At 71.2% G+C, this 19,586-nt stretch carries 17 protein-coding genes; 13 read left to right on the plus strand and 4 right to left on the minus strand.

Translation table 11 applies throughout. From position 1 onward, the window contains the following. Window positions 1–42: 42 nt before the first annotated feature. The 6 genes from cobA to ettA all read left to right on the plus strand — a co-directional run bounded on the left by cobA (window position 43) and on the right by ettA (window position 9,292). Window positions 43–1,281 (plus strand): uroporphyrinogen-III C-methyltransferase, encoded by a 1,239-nt coding sequence (gene cobA / locus ABD978_RS31275; RefSeq protein ID WP_345362850.1) that lies wholly within the window; start codon window positions 43–45, stop codon window positions 1,279–1,281. Further along, window positions 1,278–2,999, plus strand: a complete 1,722-nt coding sequence (locus ABD978_RS31280) for a GTPase family protein (RefSeq protein WP_345362852.1) — start codon at window positions 1,278–1,280, stop codon at window positions 2,997–2,999. The genes cobA and ABD978_RS31280 overlap by 4 nt, the downstream gene beginning before the upstream one ends. Before the next feature lie 19 nt (window positions 3,000–3,018). Next, on the plus strand, window positions 3,019–4,758 hold the full coding sequence (locus ABD978_RS31285; protein ID WP_345362854.1) for a P-loop NTPase family protein: 1,740 nt from the start codon (window positions 3,019–3,021) through the stop codon (window positions 4,756–4,758). A 139-nt stretch (window positions 4,759–4,897) separates the two neighbouring features. Continuing rightward, entirely contained in the window at window positions 4,898–5,431 is a 534-nt protein-coding gene (locus ABD978_RS31290; RefSeq protein WP_345362856.1) for a single-stranded DNA-binding protein, read from the plus strand. Window positions 5,432–6,267: 836 nt separating this feature from the next. Further along, complete coding sequence (locus tag ABD978_RS31295) at window positions 6,268–7,584, plus strand: GGDEF domain-containing protein (RefSeq protein ID WP_345362858.1); 1,317 nt, start codon at window positions 6,268–6,270, stop codon at window positions 7,582–7,584. A 10-nt stretch (window positions 7,585–7,594) separates the two neighbouring features. Further along, complete coding sequence (ettA, locus tag ABD978_RS31300) at window positions 7,595–9,292, plus strand: energy-dependent translational throttle protein EttA (RefSeq protein WP_345362860.1); 1,698 nt, start codon at window positions 7,595–7,597, stop codon at window positions 9,290–9,292. A gap of 93 nt (window positions 9,293–9,385) precedes the next feature. Here ettA and ABD978_RS31305 read toward each other — a convergent pair whose 3' ends face one another. After that, on the minus strand, window positions 9,386–9,832 hold the full coding sequence (locus ABD978_RS31305; protein ID WP_345362862.1) for a MarR family winged helix-turn-helix transcriptional regulator: 447 nt from the start codon (window positions 9,830–9,832) through the stop codon (window positions 9,386–9,388). 64 nt (window positions 9,833–9,896) lie between these two features. Between ABD978_RS31305 and ABD978_RS31310 the strand changes: the two genes are divergently transcribed. The 5 genes from ABD978_RS31310 (at window position 9,897) to ABD978_RS31330 (ending at window position 14,845) form a co-directional block, all read left to right on the plus strand. Then, window positions 9,897–10,772, plus strand: coding sequence for a CE1 family esterase (locus tag ABD978_RS31310; protein ID WP_345362864.1), 876 nt, complete (start codon window positions 9,897–9,899; stop codon window positions 10,770–10,772). Between the two features lie 23 nt (window positions 10,773–10,795). After that, complete coding sequence (locus tag ABD978_RS31315) at window positions 10,796–11,368, plus strand: YbhB/YbcL family Raf kinase inhibitor-like protein (RefSeq protein ID WP_345362866.1); 573 nt, start codon at window positions 10,796–10,798, stop codon at window positions 11,366–11,368. A gap of 167 nt (window positions 11,369–11,535) precedes the next feature. After that, window positions 11,536–12,021: an acyl-CoA thioesterase gene (locus ABD978_RS31320; RefSeq protein WP_345362868.1), complete on the plus strand. Its 486-nt coding sequence runs from the start codon at window positions 11,536–11,538 to the stop codon at window positions 12,019–12,021. Between the two features lie 73 nt (window positions 12,022–12,094). Next, window positions 12,095–13,504: a S28 family serine protease gene (locus tag ABD978_RS31325; RefSeq protein ID WP_345362870.1), complete on the plus strand. Its 1,410-nt coding sequence runs from the start codon at window positions 12,095–12,097 to the stop codon at window positions 13,502–13,504. Between the two features lie 144 nt (window positions 13,505–13,648). Beyond that, window positions 13,649–14,845 carry an MFS transporter gene (locus tag ABD978_RS31330; protein ID WP_345362872.1) on the plus strand — a complete coding sequence of 399 codons (1,197 nt, stop codon included), beginning with the start codon at window positions 13,649–13,651 and terminating at the stop codon, window positions 14,843–14,845. Between the two features lies 1 nt (window position 14,846). Here the strand turns inward: ABD978_RS31330 and ABD978_RS31335 are convergent, their stop codons facing one another. The 3 genes from ABD978_RS31335 to ABD978_RS31345 all read right to left on the minus strand — a co-directional run bounded on the left by ABD978_RS31335 (window position 14,847) and on the right by ABD978_RS31345 (window position 16,777). Further along, window positions 14,847–15,230: a globin gene (locus tag ABD978_RS31335; RefSeq protein WP_425550785.1), complete on the minus strand. Its 384-nt coding sequence runs from the start codon at window positions 15,228–15,230 to the stop codon at window positions 14,847–14,849. 13 nt (window positions 15,231–15,243) lie between these two features. Continuing rightward, entirely contained in the window at window positions 15,244–16,206 is a 963-nt protein-coding gene (locus ABD978_RS31340) for a mechanosensitive ion channel family protein (protein ID WP_345362874.1), read from the minus strand. Between the two features lie 280 nt (window positions 16,207–16,486). Next, a complete protein-coding gene (locus ABD978_RS31345) occupies window positions 16,487–16,777 on the minus strand; it encodes a hypothetical protein (RefSeq protein ID WP_345362876.1) in 291 nt (96 codons plus the stop codon). 307 nt (window positions 16,778–17,084) lie between these two features. Here ABD978_RS31345 and ABD978_RS31350 point away from each other — a divergent pair, with 307 nt between their 5' ends. Both ABD978_RS31350 and ABD978_RS31355 read left to right on the plus strand, forming a co-directional pair. After that, the gene (locus ABD978_RS31350) at window positions 17,085–18,746 is read left to right on the plus strand and encodes an NsdA family TPR-like regulatory protein (protein WP_345362878.1); all 1,662 of its coding nucleotides are present in this window, start codon (window positions 17,085–17,087) and stop codon (window positions 18,744–18,746) included. A gap of 3 nt (window positions 18,747–18,749) precedes the next feature. Then, the gene (locus ABD978_RS31355; protein WP_345362880.1) at window positions 18,750–19,325 is read left to right on the plus strand and encodes a GNAT family N-acetyltransferase; all 576 of its coding nucleotides are present in this window, start codon (window positions 18,750–18,752) and stop codon (window positions 19,323–19,325) included. Window positions 19,326–19,586: the final 261 nt, after the last annotated feature.

The following is a 19,586-nucleotide window of genomic DNA, read 5'->3' on the forward strand; positions in this document are numbered from 1 at the left end:
GTGCCGGACCAGACCGTCCACATCTCGACCAGGAGATCTTTCGTGCCGCCCTACCTTCTCGGCCTGCGCTTCGACGGCCGCCGTGTCGTCGTCATCGGTGGCGGGCGCGTCGCCCAGCGACGCGTCCCCACACTGCTGGCCGCCGGCGCCGACGTGCTGCTGATCGCGCCCGAGGCCACGCCGATGCTGGACGATCTGGCCGCCCGCGGCGAGATCACGTGGGAGCGCCGGGCGTACCGGCCGGGCGACTGCGCCGGCGCCTGGCTCGTGCAGGCCGCGACCGACGACGGCGAGGTCAACGCCGCGGTCGCCGCCGAGGCCGAGGGCCAGGGGACGTGGTGCGTGCGCGCCGACGACGCGGAGCTGTCCCCGGCCTGGACGCCGGCGAGCGGCCGGGTCGGCGAGACCACCGTCGGGGTGCTCGCGGGCGGCGACCCGCGCCACGCGGCGGGCCTGCGCGACGTCGTCGTCGCCGGGCTGCGCGACGGCACCATCGAGGCACGGCACTCGCGGCGGCGCCCGGTGGGCGTGGCGCTGGTCGGCGGCGGCCCCGGCGACCCGGGGCTCATCACCGTACGCGGCCGGCAGCTCCTGGCCCAGGCGGACGTCGTCGTCACCGACCGGCTCGCCCCCCGCGAGCTCCTCGACGAACTGTCCGCCGACGTCGAGATCATCGACGCGTCCAAGATCCCGTACGGCCGCTCGGTCACGCAGGAGCGCATCAACGCGGTGCTCGTCGAGCAGGCCAAGGCGGGACGCTTCGTCGTCCGCCTGAAGGGCGGCGACCCGTTCGTCTTCGGCCGGGGCGCCGAGGAGGTCCTGCACTGCGCGCGTGAGGGGATCCCGGTCACCGTCGTCCCCGGCATCACCAGCGCCATCGCCGTGCCCGCCGCGGTCGGCATCCCGGTCACCCACCGAGGCGTGTCGCAGGAGTTCCACGTGGTGTCCGCGCACGTCGCGCCGGGGGACCCCGCGTCGACCGTCGACTGGGAGGGGCTCGGCCGCGCCCAGGGCACGCTCGTGCTGCTGATGGCGGTCGAACGCATGGGGGTCATCGCCGACACGCTGATGCGCTATGGTCGGTCGCCTGACACTCCCGTCGCCGTCATCCAGGACGGTACGCTGCAGACCCAGCGCGCCCTCATGGCGACGCTCGCGACGGTTGTGGACGAGATGACGGCCATCGGCGTGCGGCCGCCGGCGATCGTCGTCGTGGGCGACGTCGTGCAGGTGGCGCGCCAGATCGACATGCTGAACGCGGATTTGGGGCGGACTCCGTGACACCCCCGGCTGACCAGAGCGCGATCAAACGCGCGGCGACACCCCTTCCACTCGACGAGGCCCTGGTCGATCTACGGGACCAGATCGCCTCCTTCCGGTTCGTGCTCGACGCCCCCGGCGTCGACGAGGCGCGGGTCATGCAACAGGACCTGCTGAACCAGCTCGACGACTACCTCCTGCCCCGGGTGCGCCGCAAGGACGCCCCGCTGCTGGTGGTGCTCAGCGGGTCGACCGGCGCGGGCAAGTCCACGCTGGTCAACACGCTCGTCGGTGAGCGGGTCAGCGCGACGGGCGTGCTGCGTCCCACGACGAGCAGCCCGATCCTCGTCTGCCATCCCGACGACGCGGACTGGTGGCTCGACGAGCGCTACGTCCTGCCCGGCTTCGGACGGGTCCCCGGCCCGGCGCCGGACGCCGTGGTCGGCGACCAGTTGGTGATCATGAAGAGCGACGTGCTGCCCAAGGGGCTCGCGCTGCTCGACAGCCCGGACGTCGACTCGGTGTTCGAGGAGCACCACGAGTTCGCGGCGCAGTTCCTCGCGGCGGCCGACGTGTGGATCTGCGTGACCACCGCGGCCCGCTACGCCGACGCCCTCGTCTGGCGCCTGCTGCACCGAGCCCGCGACCACGGCGCCACCCTCGGCGTCGTCCTGTCGCGCGTCCCGGAGGGCGGCGAGGAGATCGTCGGCCACTTCGCCGAGATGCTCAAGGACAACGGCCTCGAGCAGGCCGCGCAGTTCGTCATCCCCGAGACCACGGTGTCCGGCGGGATGCTGCCGTCCGAGGCGGCCGACGAGGTCCAGGTCTGGCTGAGCGGCATCAGCGAGGACGAGGATGGCCGAGCCGAGGTCATCAGGTCTACTCTGGGTGGCGTGCTCGACACCTTCCGTACCCGCGTCCCCGAGCTGGCCGCGAAGGTCGAGGAGCAGGTCGCGCTGCGCACGATGCTCCGCGAGGAGGTCGAGGGCGCCTACGCGACCGGTCTCGCCGAGCTCGACGAGGCCACCCGCAACGGCTCCCTGCTGCGCGGCGAGGTCCTCGCCCGCTGGCAGGACTTCGCCGGCACCGGCGACCTCGAGCGCGCGCTGCACGCCGGCCGCGGCCAGACCGGGCACCGCGGCAACCGCCGCAAGCGCACGCCCACCCGGGTCCGTGCCCTCAAGGCCGCCCTGCGCAGCGCCCTGGAGTCCCTCATCGTGGCCGGCGCGGAGCGCTCCGCGGAGGAGGTCGTGAAGCGCTGGCGGAGCCGCCCGGCCGGCGCCATGCTGCTGGAGGGGCGCGACCAGACGCTGGACCGCGCCTCCGCGGAGCTGCCCCGGCGCGTCACCCGCGCCGTCAGCGCCTGGCAGGACCACATCGCCGACCTGATCCGCACCGAGGGGGTCACGAAGCGTTCGGTGGCCAAGTTCGTCTCCTATGATGAGGACGCCCTGGCACTCGTGCTGATGGTCGGTCTGTTCGGCTTCGGCACCAGCGACATCGCGGTCGAGGGCGGCACCAGCGCCGTGCCGCAGCGGCTGCTCAAGGCGCTCTTCGGCGCCGAGTCCCTCCGCAGCATGAGCGCCAAGGCGCGGGCCGACCTGCGCGGCCGCACCGGCATGCTGTTCGACGAGGAGGCCATCCGCTTCGGGCAGGTGCTCGACGGCGCCGGGGTGCCCGACGAGACCACCCCCGTCCAGCTCTACCAGGCCACTTACAACCTCGAGGTCGCCCGGTGACCGAGGAGGATCGCGACCGATGACGACGACCACCCCCGGCGTCTCCGGCACGTCCCGGCAGACCTCCCCGCAGCAGCCGACCGCGCCCGGGCAGGACCCCGCGCCGGACACGGAGGCGGCGCCGCCCGAGATGTCCGGGCTGACCCGGCGCCTGGCCACCCTCGACCGGCTCGTCGAGCTCGGGGAGGGCCGCGTCGACCAGGAGCTCATGGACGACGCCGCCGCGCTCCTCGGCCGGGCCGGCGACCGGCTGCGCCTGTCCGGCGACCACACGATCGTCGCGCTCGCCGGCGGCACCGGCAGCGGCAAGTCGTCGCTGTTCAACGCCGTCTGCGGCCTCGAGCTGTCCCCGACGGGGCTCCGCCGCCCGATGACGTCCTCCGCGCACGCCTGCGTGTGGGGCCTCGACGGCGCCGGACCGCTGCTGGACTGGCTGGAGATCGAGAAGCGCCACCGGTACGCCCGCGCCAGCGCGCTCGACCAGACGGACGGCGCCGAGGGCGCGGGCTCGCTGCAGGGCCTCATCCTGCTCGACCTGCCCGACCACGACTCCGTCCGGTCCGAGCAGGTCGCCGAGGTCGACCGGTACGTCGGCGTCGCGGACCTGCTCATCTGGGTGCTCGACCCGCAGAAGTACGCCGACTTCGCCGTGCACCGGCGCTACCTCGAGCCGCTGGCCGGCCACGACGGCATCAGCCTGATCGTCCTCAACCAGGTCGACCGGCTCGCGCCCGAAGAGATCGACGAGTGCGTCAAGGACCTGAGGCGGCTGCTGGAGGCCGAGGGCCTGCGTGCTCCGCGCATCCTGACCTCCTCGGCCAAGTCCGGGGCGGGCATCGAGGACTTCCGCGACGTCATCGCGGACACCGTGGCCGCCCGCCGGGCCCGCACCCGGCGGCTCATCGCCGACATGGACCGGCTCATCCAGCGGTTCGAGGGCGCCTTCGGCTCGGTCGAGCCGCCCACCGCCGTGGACGACAAGCGCGCGGCGGCGCTCGTCGAGGCGCTGGTGGACGCCGCCGGCATCTCCGCCGTGGCCGAGGCGATGGAGAGCGCGTACGCACTGCGCGCGCTCGACTACGTCGGATGGCCCCTCGCCCGTCTCGTGGCCCGCCTGCGCAGCGACCCGCTGCGCCGCATGCGCCTCGGCGAGCTCCGCGACGAGCTGCGCGCCGCGTTCACCACGCCCGTCAACGCCCAGCAGGCCCACGTCGACAACGCCCTGCAGGACGTCACCGAGGACGTCGTCCGCGACCTGCCGCCCTCTTGGCGCCGGTCGGTACGGGAGGCCGGCCGGTCCCATGCCGAGGCGCTCCCGGAGACGCTCGGCGCCGCGCTGCGCGCCGTGGTGCCGTCCTTCAACCAGGTTCCGGGCTGGTGGTGGGCCGTACGGATCTGGCAGTACCTCCTGCTCGTCGTCGCCGCCATCAGCGTCGTCTGGCTCGGTGCCATCGCGGCCTTCGCCGGACTCAAGCTCGCCCACGCGCCGACCCGTCTCCTCGGCGAGGCCGGCGTCGCGCCGTACGCCGCGCTCGTCCTCGTCTGCGTTCTCGGACTCGGCCTGCTCACCGCGCTGGCCGCACGTAACACGATCGCGCTGACCTCGGTGAAGCACAGCGAGCGGATGGAGCAGCAGATGCGCGAGGGCGTCGCCTCGGCGGCGCGCGAGCTCGTCATCGCGCCCGTCGAGCAGGAGCTCGCCGTGTACGCGCGGTTCCGCGACCAGGCCGGGCACGCCATCCGCGACGTCGCGCCCTGACCTCCCGCGCCGAGACGGGCCGGGCACGGGGAGTTATCCACAGTTCACGGAGGGGACTGGTGGGCGGGGTCCGGCATCCTCGACGGTGGGGGTGACGGCGGCGGCGCAGGGCCGCCGCGCACGCACCCCAGGAGCCTTCGTGAACGACGCGCTGATCACCGTGATCGGTTTCGTGGCCGCCGAGCCCCACTTCGAGGTCCTGTCCAGCGGCACGTCCCTGATGTCCCTCCGCATCGGCAGCACCCCACGCCGCTTCGACCGCGACCTCGGCCAGTGGCGCGACGAGGACCCGATGTTCCTGACCGTGACCTGCTGGCGTTCCCTCGCCACCAACCTCCAGGAGAGCGATCTGAAACGAGGGGATCCGGTCATCGTCACGGGCCGCCTCCGCATCCGGGAGTACGCCAAGGACGGCCAGACGCGGTTCTCCGCCCAGGTCGAGGCGACCACGGTCGGCCACGACCTCAGCCGCGGCGTCGCCCGCCTGCAGCGCTCCCAGCGCTCCTCGATCAACCTGTCGGAGGACCGCAGACAGGCCGACGACCTCGCCGACCGCTGGCTCGACGCGAAGGAGGACGCCGAGGGAGCGGAGGAGCTCACCGCCCAGGTCACGGAGGGCTCCGGCGACACCGACGAGACCGCCGAGCGGACCGAGATCCGGGCGGTCGCCTGATGCGCCCCTCCGGGGTCTCCTGGGCCCGCCGGGTGAGCACCCAGGCGGCACGGGGACGGTAGGCACACCGACGACCGGTGAGCGGAGGCGCCGCCCGGCGCCTCCGCTCACCGCCCGTCGAGCGTCGCGCCTTCGCCGTCGGCCTCTGAGCGTCGCGTCCGCCGTCGGCCTTCGCGCGTTGCGCCCGCCTTCGGCCCTCTCGCATTCAGTGGCCTCTGGGGTCCTGAGGTCTGTCGGCAGGCGGCGGGTGCGCATGGCTCGTGCGGTCGGCGCGAGGGGCGGCGGCATGGCGGGTCATGAGTTGGCCGCAAGCGGCCACCGCACGACGGAGCGCCGCGTCGGCCGCCAGGAGCTTCGTCCGAGCGGTACCGCTGTCCCAGGGCGTGAGGCACCCCACACCGGCACCCTGGGGCCACCGACATGATGAGCGCCGCCCGGACACGGGGGCGAACGCGGACGACCAGAACGCCCGACACCGTTCGAAGCGCCCGGCCGAGCATGCGCCACCCATGCTCAGGCTGTCGGAACGGTGTGTGACGCCGTCAGATCCAGGAGATGCCGCGCATCGTGCCTTCCTTTCGGGATGGCGCGTCCGCCGGCGTGGGGAGCCGGTGGTCACGAGCACGTCTGATGGGGTCGGCGCGGCGCCCATCGCTGCGGGCCGCCGCGGCCCGCCACCGGACCGCCCTAAGAAGGTACCGAATTTCTTGCCCACTCCGCACACATTGCAACTATCCTATTACTGAACGTGATTCGATCAAGAGCGAGCATGAGCCGCCGTCCTGCGTCGGCGGCCGCCCGAAGGGGCGGCCACGGTCTGACCCGTAGGGGGATGAATGACGGCACTGCAAACCTCCGGCGACGGACACGGTGACGTCGCCGCCGCCCCGCGGCGATGGCCGTTGCTGGAGCAGCCGCCCTTGCTCGCCCCGTACGTCTTCGTGGTCGTCGCGCTGCACGCCGCGCTGATCGGTGTCGCCGCCACGCACGCGACGTGGTGCCCGCAGGCGCCGGTCCTGTTCGGGGCGCTCCTGGCCTGCGGGGCGATCAGCATCGAGGCGTCCCGGCGGCTCGGCATGCCGGCTGGTGTGGCGCGTGACCTGCTGTCGGCGTGGTGGTTGCCCGGGGCGCTGCTGATGCAGCCGGTGTACGCGTTGCTGATGCCGATCCCGCTGCAGATCCTGCTGCAACTGCGGGTGCGCCGGACGATGCTGCACCGGCGGGTGATCGTGACCTCCGCGCACGGCCTGGCCGGAGCGGCCGCCTCCGCCACGTTCCACGCGGTCGTGCCGCATCCGCTCCGGGACCCCGCCTCGTGGCTCACCGACCTGGACACCAGGCTTCCCATGGTGGTCATCTGCGCCGTGCTGTTCACCGTGGTGAACACGGCGATCGTCGTGGTCGCGGCGCAGATCGCGAACACCGAGCGCTCGTGGCGCGACCTGCTGTGGAACCGTGAGATCCTCCTCCTCGACCTCGTGGAGATCTGCGTCGGGATCCTGATCACCATCTCCTGTGCGCTGACCCCGGTGCTGCTGGTGATCGCGTTGCCGCCGGTGATGATGCTGCAGCGCAGCCTGATGCACACCCAGTTGCGGGCCGCCGCCCGGCTCGATTCGAAGACCGGCCTGCTGAACGCCGCGACCTGGCAGCTGGAGGCCGGCACCGAGATCAGCCGCGCGGTGCGCACCGACGAGTCGCTGGCCCTGCTCCTGATCGACATCGACCATTTCAAGCGGGTCAACGACGCGTACGGGCACCTGACCGGCGATCAGGTGCTGGCCGGGGTGGCGGGCACCCTGGTCCAGCAACTGCGGGAGTACGACGTGGTTGGTCGGTTCGGCGGGGAGGAGTTCGCCGTGCTGCTGCCGAACGCCGACATGCTCGAGGCCTGCCGGGTGGCCGAACGGCTCCGCAGCCGGGTCGGCCGGATGTGCGTCCCCGCCGACGACGCCACGATCACGGTGACGATCTCGATCGGCGTCGCCCTGTTCCGCACCCACGGGCACGACCTGATCGAGCTGCTCGCCTCGGCGGATCTGGCGCTTTACCGCGCGAAGGAGTCCGGGCGCAACCGGATCTGCCTGCCGGCGACGAAGAAGCCGGGCGAGGCGCGCCGAATCACGGCAAGGCCATCCCCTCGGAGGCTCTAGTCTTGAAACCATGCCGGAGTACATCTACACGATGCAGCGCGTGCGCAAGGCGCACGGCGACAAGGTGGTTCTGGACGATGTCACCCTGAGCTTCCTCCCCGGAGCGAAGATCGGTGTCGTCGGCCCCAACGGCGCCGGTAAGTCCACGCTGCTGCGGATGATGGCCGGCCTCGAGCAGCCCTCCAACGGCGAGGCCCGGCTGATGCCCGGGTTCACCGTCGGCATCCTGCAGCAGGAGCCGCCGCTCAACGAGGAGAAGACCGTCCTCGGCAACGTCGAGGAGGGTGTCGCCGAGACGAAGGCGATGCTCGACCGGTTCAACGAGATCGCCGAGAAGATGGCGACCGACTACTCCGATGAGCTGCTCGACGAGATGGGCAAGCTCCAGGAGCAGCTCGACCACCGCAACGCCTGGGACCTCGACAGTCAGCTCGAGCAGGCGATGGACGCGCTCCGGTGCCCGGCGCCGGACGCCGACGTGACCAAGCTGTCCGGTGGCGAGCGGCGCCGCGTGGCGCTGTGCAAGCTGCTGCTGGAGGCGCCGGACCTGCTGCTGCTCGACGAGCCCACCAACCACCTCGACGCCGAGAGCGTGCAGTGGCTCGAGCAGTACCTTGAGAAGTACGCCGGCACCGTGCTGGCGGTCACCCACGACCGCTACTTCCTCGACAGGGTCGCCGGCTGGATCTGTGAGGTCGACCGGGGCCGGCTCGTCGGATACGAGGGCAACTACTCGACCTACCTGGAGAAGAAGGCCGAGCGCCTCAAGGTCGAGGGCCAGAAGGACGCCAAGCGCAAGAAGCGCCTGGAGCAGGAGCTGGAGTGGGTCCGCTCCAATCCGAAGGCCCGCCAGACCAAGAGCAAGGCCCGTCTCCAGCGCTACGAGGAGATGGCGGCCGAGGCGGCCAAGACCCGCAGGCTGGACTTCGAGGAGATCCAGATCCCGCCGGGCCCGCGCCTGGGTACGACGGTGATCGTCGCGGAGCACCTCACCAAGGGCTTCGACGACCGTCTCCTGATGGAGGACCTGTCCTTCAACCTGCCGCCGAACGGCATCGTCGGCATCATCGGCCCGAACGGCGTCGGTAAGACCACGCTGTTCCGCATGATCGTCAACGCGGCCGGCGCGGGCGCGCCCGACGGCGTCACCGCGGACGAGAAGCCGGACGAGGGCGTCCTCAAGGTCGGCGACACCGTCAAGATCTCCTACGTCGACCAGAGCCGGGGCGGCATCGACCCGCAGAAGAACGTCTGGCAGGTCGTCTCCGACGGGCTCGACCACATCAAGGTCGGCCAGGTGGAGATGCCGAGCCGGGCGTACGTCGCGGCGTTCGGCTTCAAGGGCCCGGACCAGCAGAAGCCGTCCGGCGTGCTGTCCGGTGGTGAGCGCAACCGCCTCAACCTCGCGCTCACCCTCAAGCAGGGCGGCAACGTCCTGCTGCTCGACGAGCCCACCAACGACCTGGACGTCGAGACGCTCAGCTCGCTGGAGAACGCCCTGCTGGAGTTCCCCGGCTGCGCCGTGATCACGTCCCACGACCGGTGGTTCCTCGACCGCATCGCCACGCACATCCTGGCGTGGGAAGAGGGCTCGAACTGGTTCTGGTTCGAGGGCAACTTCGCCGACTACGAGAAGAACAAGGTCGAGCGGCTGGGCGCCGAGGCGGCCCGCCCGCACCGCGTCACCCACCGCAAGCTGACCCGCTGAGACATCGGCGAGAACGGGCCGCGAGACCTCCGGGTCCCGCGGCCCGTTCCTTTTCGGCTCAGGAGGACGGTTCGAAGAGCCGGGACGGCCTTGTCAGTCGAGCAGCCGGCGGAGCAGGACGAGTGTTTCGGACAGTCGCCTCCGCTCCGCGGCGGTGAGCCGGTCGGCGATCGCGTCGGTGAGATTCTCGTGACCCGCGTCCCGGCGTTCGGTCAGCAGACGCTTGCCCTCATCCGTGATGACCAGCAGCTTGCGCCGCCGATCGTGAGGATCCGGGACGCGCCGCAGGAGCCTCCGGTCGACCAGTCCGGCCACGGAGACGGTGACCGACTGGTGAGTGATCTTGTCCAGTCGGGCCAGGTCGGCGACGGTGTGCGCCCCTTCGCGGTCGAGTCGTTTGAGGATCGAGACCTGCGACAGCGTCACTTCACGGCCCGGCGACACCGCGCGTATCTGCCGGACCAGCGCGCCGACCACCGTCTGCAGTTCGTCGGCGATCGCCGACGCGTCTTCCGCCGGGCGTGCCGTGTGCCCTCCCACATCCGTTAGAGTACCGAAAAACTGCGCAGGTAGACTGCGCATATATCCGGTGGGGTGCGGGCGCATGGCAACCGATGGTGATCTGGTCACCGGTGAGCTGAGGATCGGCGGAGGGGACCGTCACTTCACGATCCGGCTGCCCCGAGCGGCGCCGGACGACCGGCGGATACCGCTCGTGCTCGTGCTGCACGGCAACCATCCCGACCTCGGAGGATGGATCATGCGCGAGTGGACCACCTTCGACCGGCAGGCGGACACGTGGGGCATGGCGATCGCCTATCCCGACGGCCACGGGGGGTGCTGGGCGGACGGCCGTGGTGTCACCACGGCGGACGAGGCGGGCGTGGACGACGTCGCGTTCCTCCGCGCGTTGACCGACTGGTCGGCCGACCGGTGCGGTACCTCGCCGGACCGGACGGTGGTGGCGGGGATCTCCAACGGCGCGTTCATGGCCCACCGGCTGGCGCTGGAGGCGAGCGAACGGGTGGCGGTGCTGGCGGCCGTCGCCGGCGGAATGCCCGCGGCCCTGCGCGACGTATCGCCGACGCACGCGGTGTCGGCACTGCTGATTCACGGCACGGCCGACAGGATCTCACCGATCGAGGGCGGGTACTCCCGGCACCGCGGGCCGGGCGGGGAGCCGCGCGGCCGTACGTTGTCCCTCGAGGAGACGGCCGGGCGCTGGCGCGCCATCGATCGGTGCCCGCCCGGACCGGGCCGGACGCACACCACCGAGTTCTCCAGCCGTACGACGGCGGACGCCGGCGTCGGCGGAACCCGGGTCGTCACCTGGACGGTGTTCGGAGGCGGTCACTCCTGGCCGGGCGCGCCGACTCCGCCCGAGTCGGCCGAGCCGATCACCCAGGAGTTCGACGCGGCCGAGGAGATCTGCCGCTTCGCCGAACCCCTGTGCGCCCTGGCGGACACCCGGCGGCTGTGACCGCGGACGGACAGGAGAGACCTATGGCAGTGCTGGGCAAGTTGCTGAAGAACCGGCGGGCCGGGCAGGTGGGCCTCGCCTGGAACGCGCCGAACCTGGCCGGCGCGGACACGCTGGCGTTGAGCAGTCCGGACTTCGAGCACGAGGCGACGATCCCGACCGTCCACGCCGCGAAGAGAGTCGGCGGCACGGACCTGTCACCGGCCCTGACCTGGACCGCCGTACCCGAGGGCACGGCACAGTTGCTGCTGGTCATCGAGGATCCCGACGCGCCGACACGCGCGCCGTTCATCCATGGTGTCGCCCTGGTGGATCCCTCGGTGACCGGCGTCGCCCAAGGGGGGCTGGGCGACGGCGACCCGGCCGACGGGGTGCGCCTACTGCGTTCGGGCATGGGCCGCGGCTACCTCGGCCCGGCGCCGATCAAGGGACATGGCGCGCACCGTTACGTGTTCCAGCTCTTCGCCCTGGCGGAACCGGTCACCGAGGCCGCGAGCGGCACAGCACTGGACTCCGCCAAGCCGCGCGACGTGCTGGCCGCCGCCGGTGACGTCCTCGGCCGCGGTCGTATCGACGGCTGGTACGAACGCACCTGACCGGGAGGCACGGCCGGCCCGTGGTGGCCGGCGTCGCCCCGGCGACGTGCCACGCCGATCCATCGGTCATCCGGTGTCGATGGGCGCACCCCGGGTGCGGTCCGGCGGGATGGGAACCGGGAGACTGGACGCCGACCGTGCGACCCATGACACGAGATGGACCAGTGATGACCCAGCCTGCCCTCGACCCCGGCCACGTCCGCGTACCCCACAGGCACGTGCACGAGTTCCACGTGCGGTTCGGCGACATCGACTCGCTGGGCCACGTGAACAACTGCCGTTACCTGACGTACCTGGAGGACGCCCGGGTGGCGATGTTCTACACCGACCCGGACCGTGAGGGACGCCGGCGGCCCCTGCACGGCCTGGTGGTGGCCCGCCATGAGGTCGACTACAAGCGGCCCCTGCTGCTGCGGCCCGAGCCGGTGCGGGTGGAGACGCGGGTCACGGAGATCCGCGCGGCGTCCTTTCGCCTGGCGTACGAGGTGCGCGACGACGAGCACGTGTACGCGCGGGCGACCTCGGTGATGGTCGGCTACGGCCTGAAGCAGAACCGGACCCGGCGGTTCGACGAGGAGGAGCGCGCCTTTCTGGAGCAGTACCTCGTGACCGGGCGCGGGACGGGCGACAGTTCCGTAACGAACTTCGAGTAGATCAGGATTTAAGCGTTCTTTGCCCCGTAATGTCGCGGTTGCATTCTCGCGATCCGACACAAAAGGGGTAAGAATGCGCAACCTCTCTCGAGGAGTGCTGGCACTGTTGCTGGCAGCCGGGCTGGGCGGCCTCGGCGGTACCGCGCACGCGGCGCCCGTCCGAGCCGGGGGCGACGACGTCCTGACCAGGCTCAAGGCGATTCCCGGCATGACGGTGGAGGAGAAGACCTCCGCTCTGTCGGGGTACCGGTGGTTCTGGCTGAACTACCGGCAGCCGGTCGACCACCGCCACCCGGAGCGCGGCTGGTTCGAGCAGCGCGTGCTGCTCGAGCACAAGTCCGCCGACCGGCCGATGGTCCTGTACACCAGCGGCTACAACACGCCCGAGACGATGTTCCTTTCGGAGCCGACGGCGCTGGTGGACGGCAACCAGATCTCGGTGGAGTACCGCTACTTCACGCCGTCGCGGCCCGAGCCGGCGGTGTGGAAGAAGGACACGATCTGGCAGGCCGCCACCGACGAGCACCGGCTGATCACGGCCCTCAAAACGATCTACCACGGCAAGTGGATCTCGACCGGCGCCAGCAAGGGCGGCATGACCGCCACCTACCACAAGCGCTTCTACCCCTCGGACGTCGACGGCACGGTCGCCTACGTCGCCCCCAACGACGTCAACAACAATGACGACAGTGCGTACGACCGGTTCTTCAAGACCGTCGGCACCGACCCGAAGTGCCGCGCCAACCTGGAGAGCCTGCAGCGCGAGCTGCTCAAGCGGCGTCCGGAGATCCTCGCCCGCATGACCACCGACGCCCAGAAGGCCGGCTACACCTGGAAGATCATCAAGACCGTCGACCGGGCCTTCGAGAACTCGGTGATGGACTTCGAGTGGGCGTTCTGGCAGTACCACCTGCAGTCGGAGTGCGCGGACGTCCCGGCGACGACCGCCTCGACGGACGTCATCTACTCCTACTTCGACACGATCTCCGGCGCGCTGACCTACACCGACCAGAGCCTGGAGCCGTACATCCCGTACTACTACCAGGCGGGCACCCAGCTCGGCTGGCCGTCGCCGCAGTTCAAGCACCTGCGCCCGCTGCTCCGGTACGAGAGCAGCTACCAGCCGCGGACGTACGTGCCCAGCGACATCCCGATGCGGTTCGACCCGGCGGCGATGAAGGACGTCGACCACTGGGTCCGCACCCACGCGACCCACATGATGTTCGTCTACGGCCAGAACGACCCGTGGGGCGCCGAGCCGTTCCGCGTCGGTCCGGGCAGCCGCGACTCCGCCGTCTACGTGGCGCCGGGGCAGAACCACAGCGGCCGGCTGATCGCCAAGCTGCCCGACGCGCAGCGGGCGCGGGCCACCGCGGACCTGCTCCGCTGGGCCGGTGTCTCCCCGTCGCAGCAGGCGCGGACGCTCTCGATCCCGCCGCAGGTCGCCGAGGACCCGAGCCTCGCCCAGCGCCCCCCGCTGTGACGAGCCGCCGCTCGCGGTGACAGTCGGCCGTCCGCAATGACGGGCCGTCGTACGGAAGACGCGCCACCGGACCCTGCGAGGAGCCGGTGGCGCGTCATTTTCGCGATCTGATCGTCTCACATATTGGTACGTTAATATCACCATATGAGCAGACGGTGGTTGGTCCTCGGGGTCGGGTTGCTCGCCATGGTCGCCGGGTGCGCGTATCAGTACGGCCTTCCGTACCTCATCCCCGCCCTGCGCGCCGACGCCGGGCTCTCGCTCGGTCAGGCCGCGACCCTCATCTCCTGCCCGGTCGCGGGCCTCCTCGTCTCGCTCGCGCTCTGGGGCATGGCCGCCGACCGCTGGGGCGAGCGGATCATCCTCGCCACCGGCCTGACGGTGGCCGGCGCGGCGCTGCTGGCCGCGGCCACCGTGCACCACCCCGTGCCGCTCGGCGGCTGCTTCTTCCTCGCCGGAGCGGGCGGCGCGTCCATCCACGCGGCCAGCGGCCGGCTCATCCTCGGCTGGTTCGCCGCCCATGAGCGCGGTCTCGCCATGGGCGTACGCCAGACCGGGCAGCCGCTGGGCGTCGGGCTGGCGGCCGTCGTCCTGCCGCCTCTCGCCGCCGGAGCCGGTCTGGCGGGCGGCCTGGTCTTCCTCGGCTGCGTCTGCCTCGCCGCCGCGCTGCTGGTGGCCGTGCTCGTCCGCGACCCGGCCCGTACGGCGGGCGACGAACCGCACGGCGGCCGCTCGCCGTACCGCACGCCCGTCCTGTGGCGGATCCACGCGGCGAGCGCGCTCCTCGTGGTCCCACAGTTCACCGTGTCCGCGTTCGCCCTCGTCTACCTCGTCGACGCGCAGGGCTGGAACGCCGGCACGGCCGGCCGGCTGCTGGCGGCGGCCCAGGTCGGCGGGGCCGCGGCCCGGCTGGCCGTCGGCCACTGGTCGGACCGCGCGGGCAGCCGGCTGCGGCCGATGCGCGTCCTGTCGATCGGCATCGGCGTCGTGATGCTGGCCCTGACGATCGGCGCGCTGGCGGACTGGGGCGCGGCCACCGCGGTCCTCGTCGTCGCCGCGGTGATCACCGTGACCCCCAACGGGCTGGCCTTCACGGCGGTGGCGGAGTACGCCGGGCGGGCCTGGGCCGGGCGGGCGCTCGGCTTCCAGAACACCGGCCAGAACCTCCTCGCCGCGGCGACCCCGCCGGTGCTCGGCTCCCTCATCGGCGGGTCGGACTACGGGACGGCCTTCGCGGTCGCGGTGGCGTTCCCCATCGTCGCGGGTCTGCTGCTCCCCGTACGGTCCGAGCGGGCGCCGGCCCGCGCCGAGGCCGCGACGGCGGCCGGCGCGCGGCCGTGACTCAGCCCGGTGCGTTGATGAGGGTGTTCGCCGCCATCACGAGGTAGTCCCAGAGCATCGTCTCCAGCGGCTCGGGAAGCTGCAGCTCCTCGACGGCGCTGCGCATGTGGCCGAGCCAGGCGTCGTGCTCGGCCTCGCCGATCCGGAAGGGCACGTGCCGCATGCGCAGCCGCGGATGGCCGCGCCGCTCGCCGTACGTGCGCGGACCGCCCCAGTACTGGATCAGGAAGAGCCGGAGCCGCTCCTCGGCCGGACCGAGATCCTCTTCGGGGTACATCGGGCGCAGCAGCGGGTCGGCGGCCACCCCTTCGTAGAACCGGTGTACCAGGCGGCGGAAGGTCTCCTCGCCGCCGACCGCTTCGTAGAAAGTGACCTCTTGTGTCATGACGCGCCCCAGCCTACGCGGCCGTGAAGGCCGCGATGGACAGCCCGGCCGAGTCGAGCGCCTTCTTGAGGCGCTCGCGCAGCTCCCGCGCGGCGTCGCCCTGCTGACCGGGGGCCGTCTTGCAGACGACGCGGACGACGACCGCCTCGTTGGACAGGGCCTGCACGCCCCAGACCGTCGGGTCCTCCAGGATGATCTCGTCCCACGGCGGCTCGGCGGCCATGGCCGAGGCGGTCTCGCTCAGGAGCGTACGGACCTTGTCCAGGTCGACGTCGTACTCGACCGGGACGTCGAGGACGACGCGGGCCCAGTTCTGGGACTCGTTGCCGACCCGCTTGATCTCCCCGTTCGGGACGTACCAGACGACCCCGTCGGCGTCGCGCAGGCGCGTCGTGCGCAGGGTGACCGCCTCGACCGTGCCCTTGGCACTGCCGACGTCGATCACGTCACCGACGCCGTACTGGTCCTCCAGCAGCATGAACATGCCGGTGAGGAAGTCCTTGACGAGGTTCTGCGCGCCGAAGGCGATGGCGACGCCGATGATGCTGGCGCTGGCCAGGAACGGCGTGAGGTTGAGCCCGAAATACCCCAGCACGGTGAGCGTCGCGGCACCGAGGATGATCACCGAGGAGATGCTGCGCAGCACCGACCCCATCGTCTCGGCGCGCTGCCTGCGCCGCTCGCTGACCAGCACGGGGCTGCCGTCGAAGATCGTGCGGGTCTTCTCGCGGAGCCGCTCGGGCATGGTGCCCTCGGCCATCCGCATCGTGACCTTGGTGATCAGCTTGTGCGTCAGCCGGCGCAGAACGTACGCGATCACGATCGTGAGGATCAGCTTCACGGTCCAGGTGATCGGGCTGCTGCCGTCGAGCCAGACGTGGTACCAGTGGGCGAGGTCGCCGTTGTGCGTGAGGTTCCAGGTGAGCCGGCAACCCGTGGTGATGTGGTCGGGCTGCTTCGGCGTCGGATCGGTCATGCAGGCGTCTTTGACCGACGTCTTCCCGCTCATGGACGGCAAGACCGACATCGCAAGACGCGCGAACACGAGACATCCTCCCGAGCGGCGCCCGTGATCGGCGACCGCGTTGGACCGGCGAACCTACGGGATGGATCGTAGGCGACGACGGCGGGTCCCTGGTGCCATCCGGGGCATGCGCGCCGCGCGGGCCCCGCGGAGCCGGTCAGTCCGCGCCACTGGCAACCGGCTCCGCGGGGGGATCTTCAGGGGTGTCCGCTGGCTCTCTGTCGGGCACTCCCTAGGCGCCGCGCGCCTCCAGAACGCGGGCCACCTTCACGGCGGCGCCGCAGGGGTCGTCGACCTGGTGCATGGGCTCGCCCCAGGACCACCAGAAGTACCAGGACCGCTGGTCGGGGATGTCCGGCGCCGGCGCGCACATGACGTTCTCCGACATGCTCGCGGCGTCCGGGTTGACGACCCGGCAGAACGCCGGGCCGGACCGGCTGCGGACCACGCGGGCCACCAGGCCGCGTTCGCCTAACTCCCGCACCAGTCCTTCGAGGTATCCCAGTCGACGTTCGTCGAACACGGAGCGTGCCTCCCTCACTCACACGGTGAACTCACCTCGTTACGCGGTGCGAGGATCGCAAGCCCCGTAAGAGCGGTCAAGGGACCGCCGGCCCGGCCGGGGACCAACATCTGTCCACTCGGGTAGAAGTTTTTCTACTGACGTTGAAGCTTTTTCTGCTCCGGTATGGGGAGTGCGACCGTAACGCACCTCTATCTGACTGATTCAGTTGGCGTACGGCGATGCCGGAGTTACGCTGCGTACGCGAGATTTCATCTCCGTGGCCATGAGTTATCCGGTCGGCTCTTTCCCCCCGAGGAGGCCGGGAATGACAGATCCCCCAAGTGCGGAAGTAACAGATCCCCGCAAAAAGGACCCACCTCGCAAAGAGGCTGATACGGCACGTCGTATCCGTGCCCGTGGACTGGCCCAGGGCCTCGCGCCGCCGGACATCGCACGGGAAATTCACGATCAATGCGCGCCGATCTTCGGAACCAGTCAGATCAAAGCCCAGCGACTCGCGCACGGCATCGCCCTGTCCGATGTCGTCGCCCAGGTCAGGGCGCTGTACGAGCTCGAGGGAAAACCTCGTCCCAAGCTCGGTGAGACGCTGCTGTCGGCGTACGAGAGCGGCTACAAGCGCCCGGGTCCCGAATATCTGCACTACCTCTGCGGCGTTTATCGCGTAGAGCCCGCGGACCTCGGTCTTCAAGGACCGTGCGTCTGCGGCAACCGGCACGACCGCCCACGCGCCGGCGTCCAGGAGACCGGCCCCCGCGAGCCCGACAGTGTGATCGGGCCGCGAACCGTCGTCACCGGCGGCAGCGAATGGGCGGCCAAATTCGAACGAACCTCCGATCCACGCCTCTCCCGGGTTCATTACCGCGCCGAAGGCCCGGCGAGCGGCACGGACGGAGACGAGGAGGACATAGTGCTTCGGCGAACTCTCCTGCAACTCCTGGCCGGAGCAGGCGTGGTGCTCGACGGCCAGATCCTGGGGGCGGTGGACGGCATCCGCCGCCGCATGGACGACACCCTGGTCAACGCCTCGGTGTCCCCGACCATGCTCGACCAGTGGGAGGAGACCGTCCAGGGGTACGGACAGCAGTACATGTCCACCCCACCGCTGCGGCTGCTCTGCGACGTCCTGCTGGACTTCAGCGAGGTGCGCCGGATGTGCGAGCAGCGGCAACCGATCGAGCTGCAGGAAAGACTCTGCCGCATCGCGGCGAAACTGTCCGGTCTGTCCGGCGTCATCATGATCGATCTGGGCGACCACCGCCTCTCCCGCTCCTTCTTCCGCACGGCGCGGACGGCCGCCGACGAGACCGGCGACCGGGCGCTCCGGGCCTGGGTGAGCGTGCGCGAGTCGCTCGTCCCGATGTACTACGGGGATCCCCGTGAGGCACTGCACCTGGCCCGCCGGGCGCAGGACCTGGCCGGCCGCGTACCCAGCGTGGCCGGCGCCATGGCCCCGATCGTCGAGGCGCGCGCGCTCGGCATGCTCGTCAAGCGGGGCCGCAACGAGGCGACCCCCAGCGCCAAGCGCGCGATCGCCCGCGGCCAGGCGGTCTTCTCCCAACTCGGAAAGGACCAGGTCAAGGACACTGCCTTCGGCTACACCGAGCGCCAACTGGCCTTCCACACGGGCGACACCTACACCAACCTCGGCGATCACGGGAACGCCGAGGAGACGCTCCGCAAGGCGCTGACCCTCTACCCCGCGACCGAGGAACTCGACCGCACGCTCATATGGCTCGACCGCGCGTCGTGCCGGCTCCAGGAAGGAGAGCCCGAAGAGGCGCTGCGCACCGCCAAGGAGACCATCCTCGCGGTGTCGGCCGCGCACCGGACTGACATCGTGATCCACCGGGCCCGTCAGCTCGCCAGCGCGGTGGTCGCGCAGTACGGAGACATCCGGGCGGCCCGCGAGTTCCGTGACGCACTCGCCGGTCCGGCCACGGTGGGCATCACCCGAAAGCAGGCCTGACGGGTGGCCCGCCTGCCGGGAGGCATCTCGGCGAGCGTGCAGCGGCTGTCGTACGAACCGCCCGTGTGGGAGGTCGCCGGCCTCCACCTGCGGCGCTACACCGCTCGTGACCAGGAGGCGGCGTTCACCCTCCACCAGGAGTGCCTGTTCCGGGTGGGGGTGCGTCCGGGCGACGGCGTGTACTACGACGACGATTTCGCTCGCATCGAGGAGATCTACCTACGCGACCGGGGCGAGTTCCTGGTCGGAGAAGTACGCGGCGAGATGGCGGCGCTCGGCGGCCTACGGCGCGTCGACGCCGTCACCGCCGAGATGGTGCGCCTGCGCGTCCGGCCCGACCTGCAGGGCCGGGGCTACGGCGCGCTGCTCGTCACCGTCCTGGAGCAGCGCGCCGCCGAACTCGGCTACCGCGTGCTCCGGGCCGACACGACGGTGCGGCAACGGGCCGCGCTCGCGCTGTACCGCACGTTCGAGTGGCGGGAGGTCGATCGCAAGGTCACCGGTGGCACCGTCACCGTCTACCTCGAGAAGTATCTGGACGAGGGTACCCCGCGCGGAGGTGCGGGCCCGGTGAGGTGAGCGCCGCGTACGGGCGGTGACCTGGCGGGGGAAGCCGTCCGTACGCGGTGGCCGCCCGGCCCCGACGCGGGGCCGGGCGGCGTCGCCGACTTCGAGCGGGTGCCCGCGCGGCGGGCGGCCGGCTTGAAGAAGGGGGCCGTGAGCGGCGGCGGTGCCACCCGCCGCCGCTCACGTCACGGCCGGCGTGGGCGGCGTCTCGTGTGCACCGACGCCGCTCACGTCATGGTCGGCGTGGGCGGAGCGGTCGTGTGCGCCCGCCGC

This window comes from Actinoallomurus liliacearum (assembly GCF_039542035.1).
Classification (GTDB): Bacteria; Actinomycetota; Actinomycetes; order Streptosporangiales; family Streptosporangiaceae; genus Actinoallomurus; species Actinoallomurus liliacearum.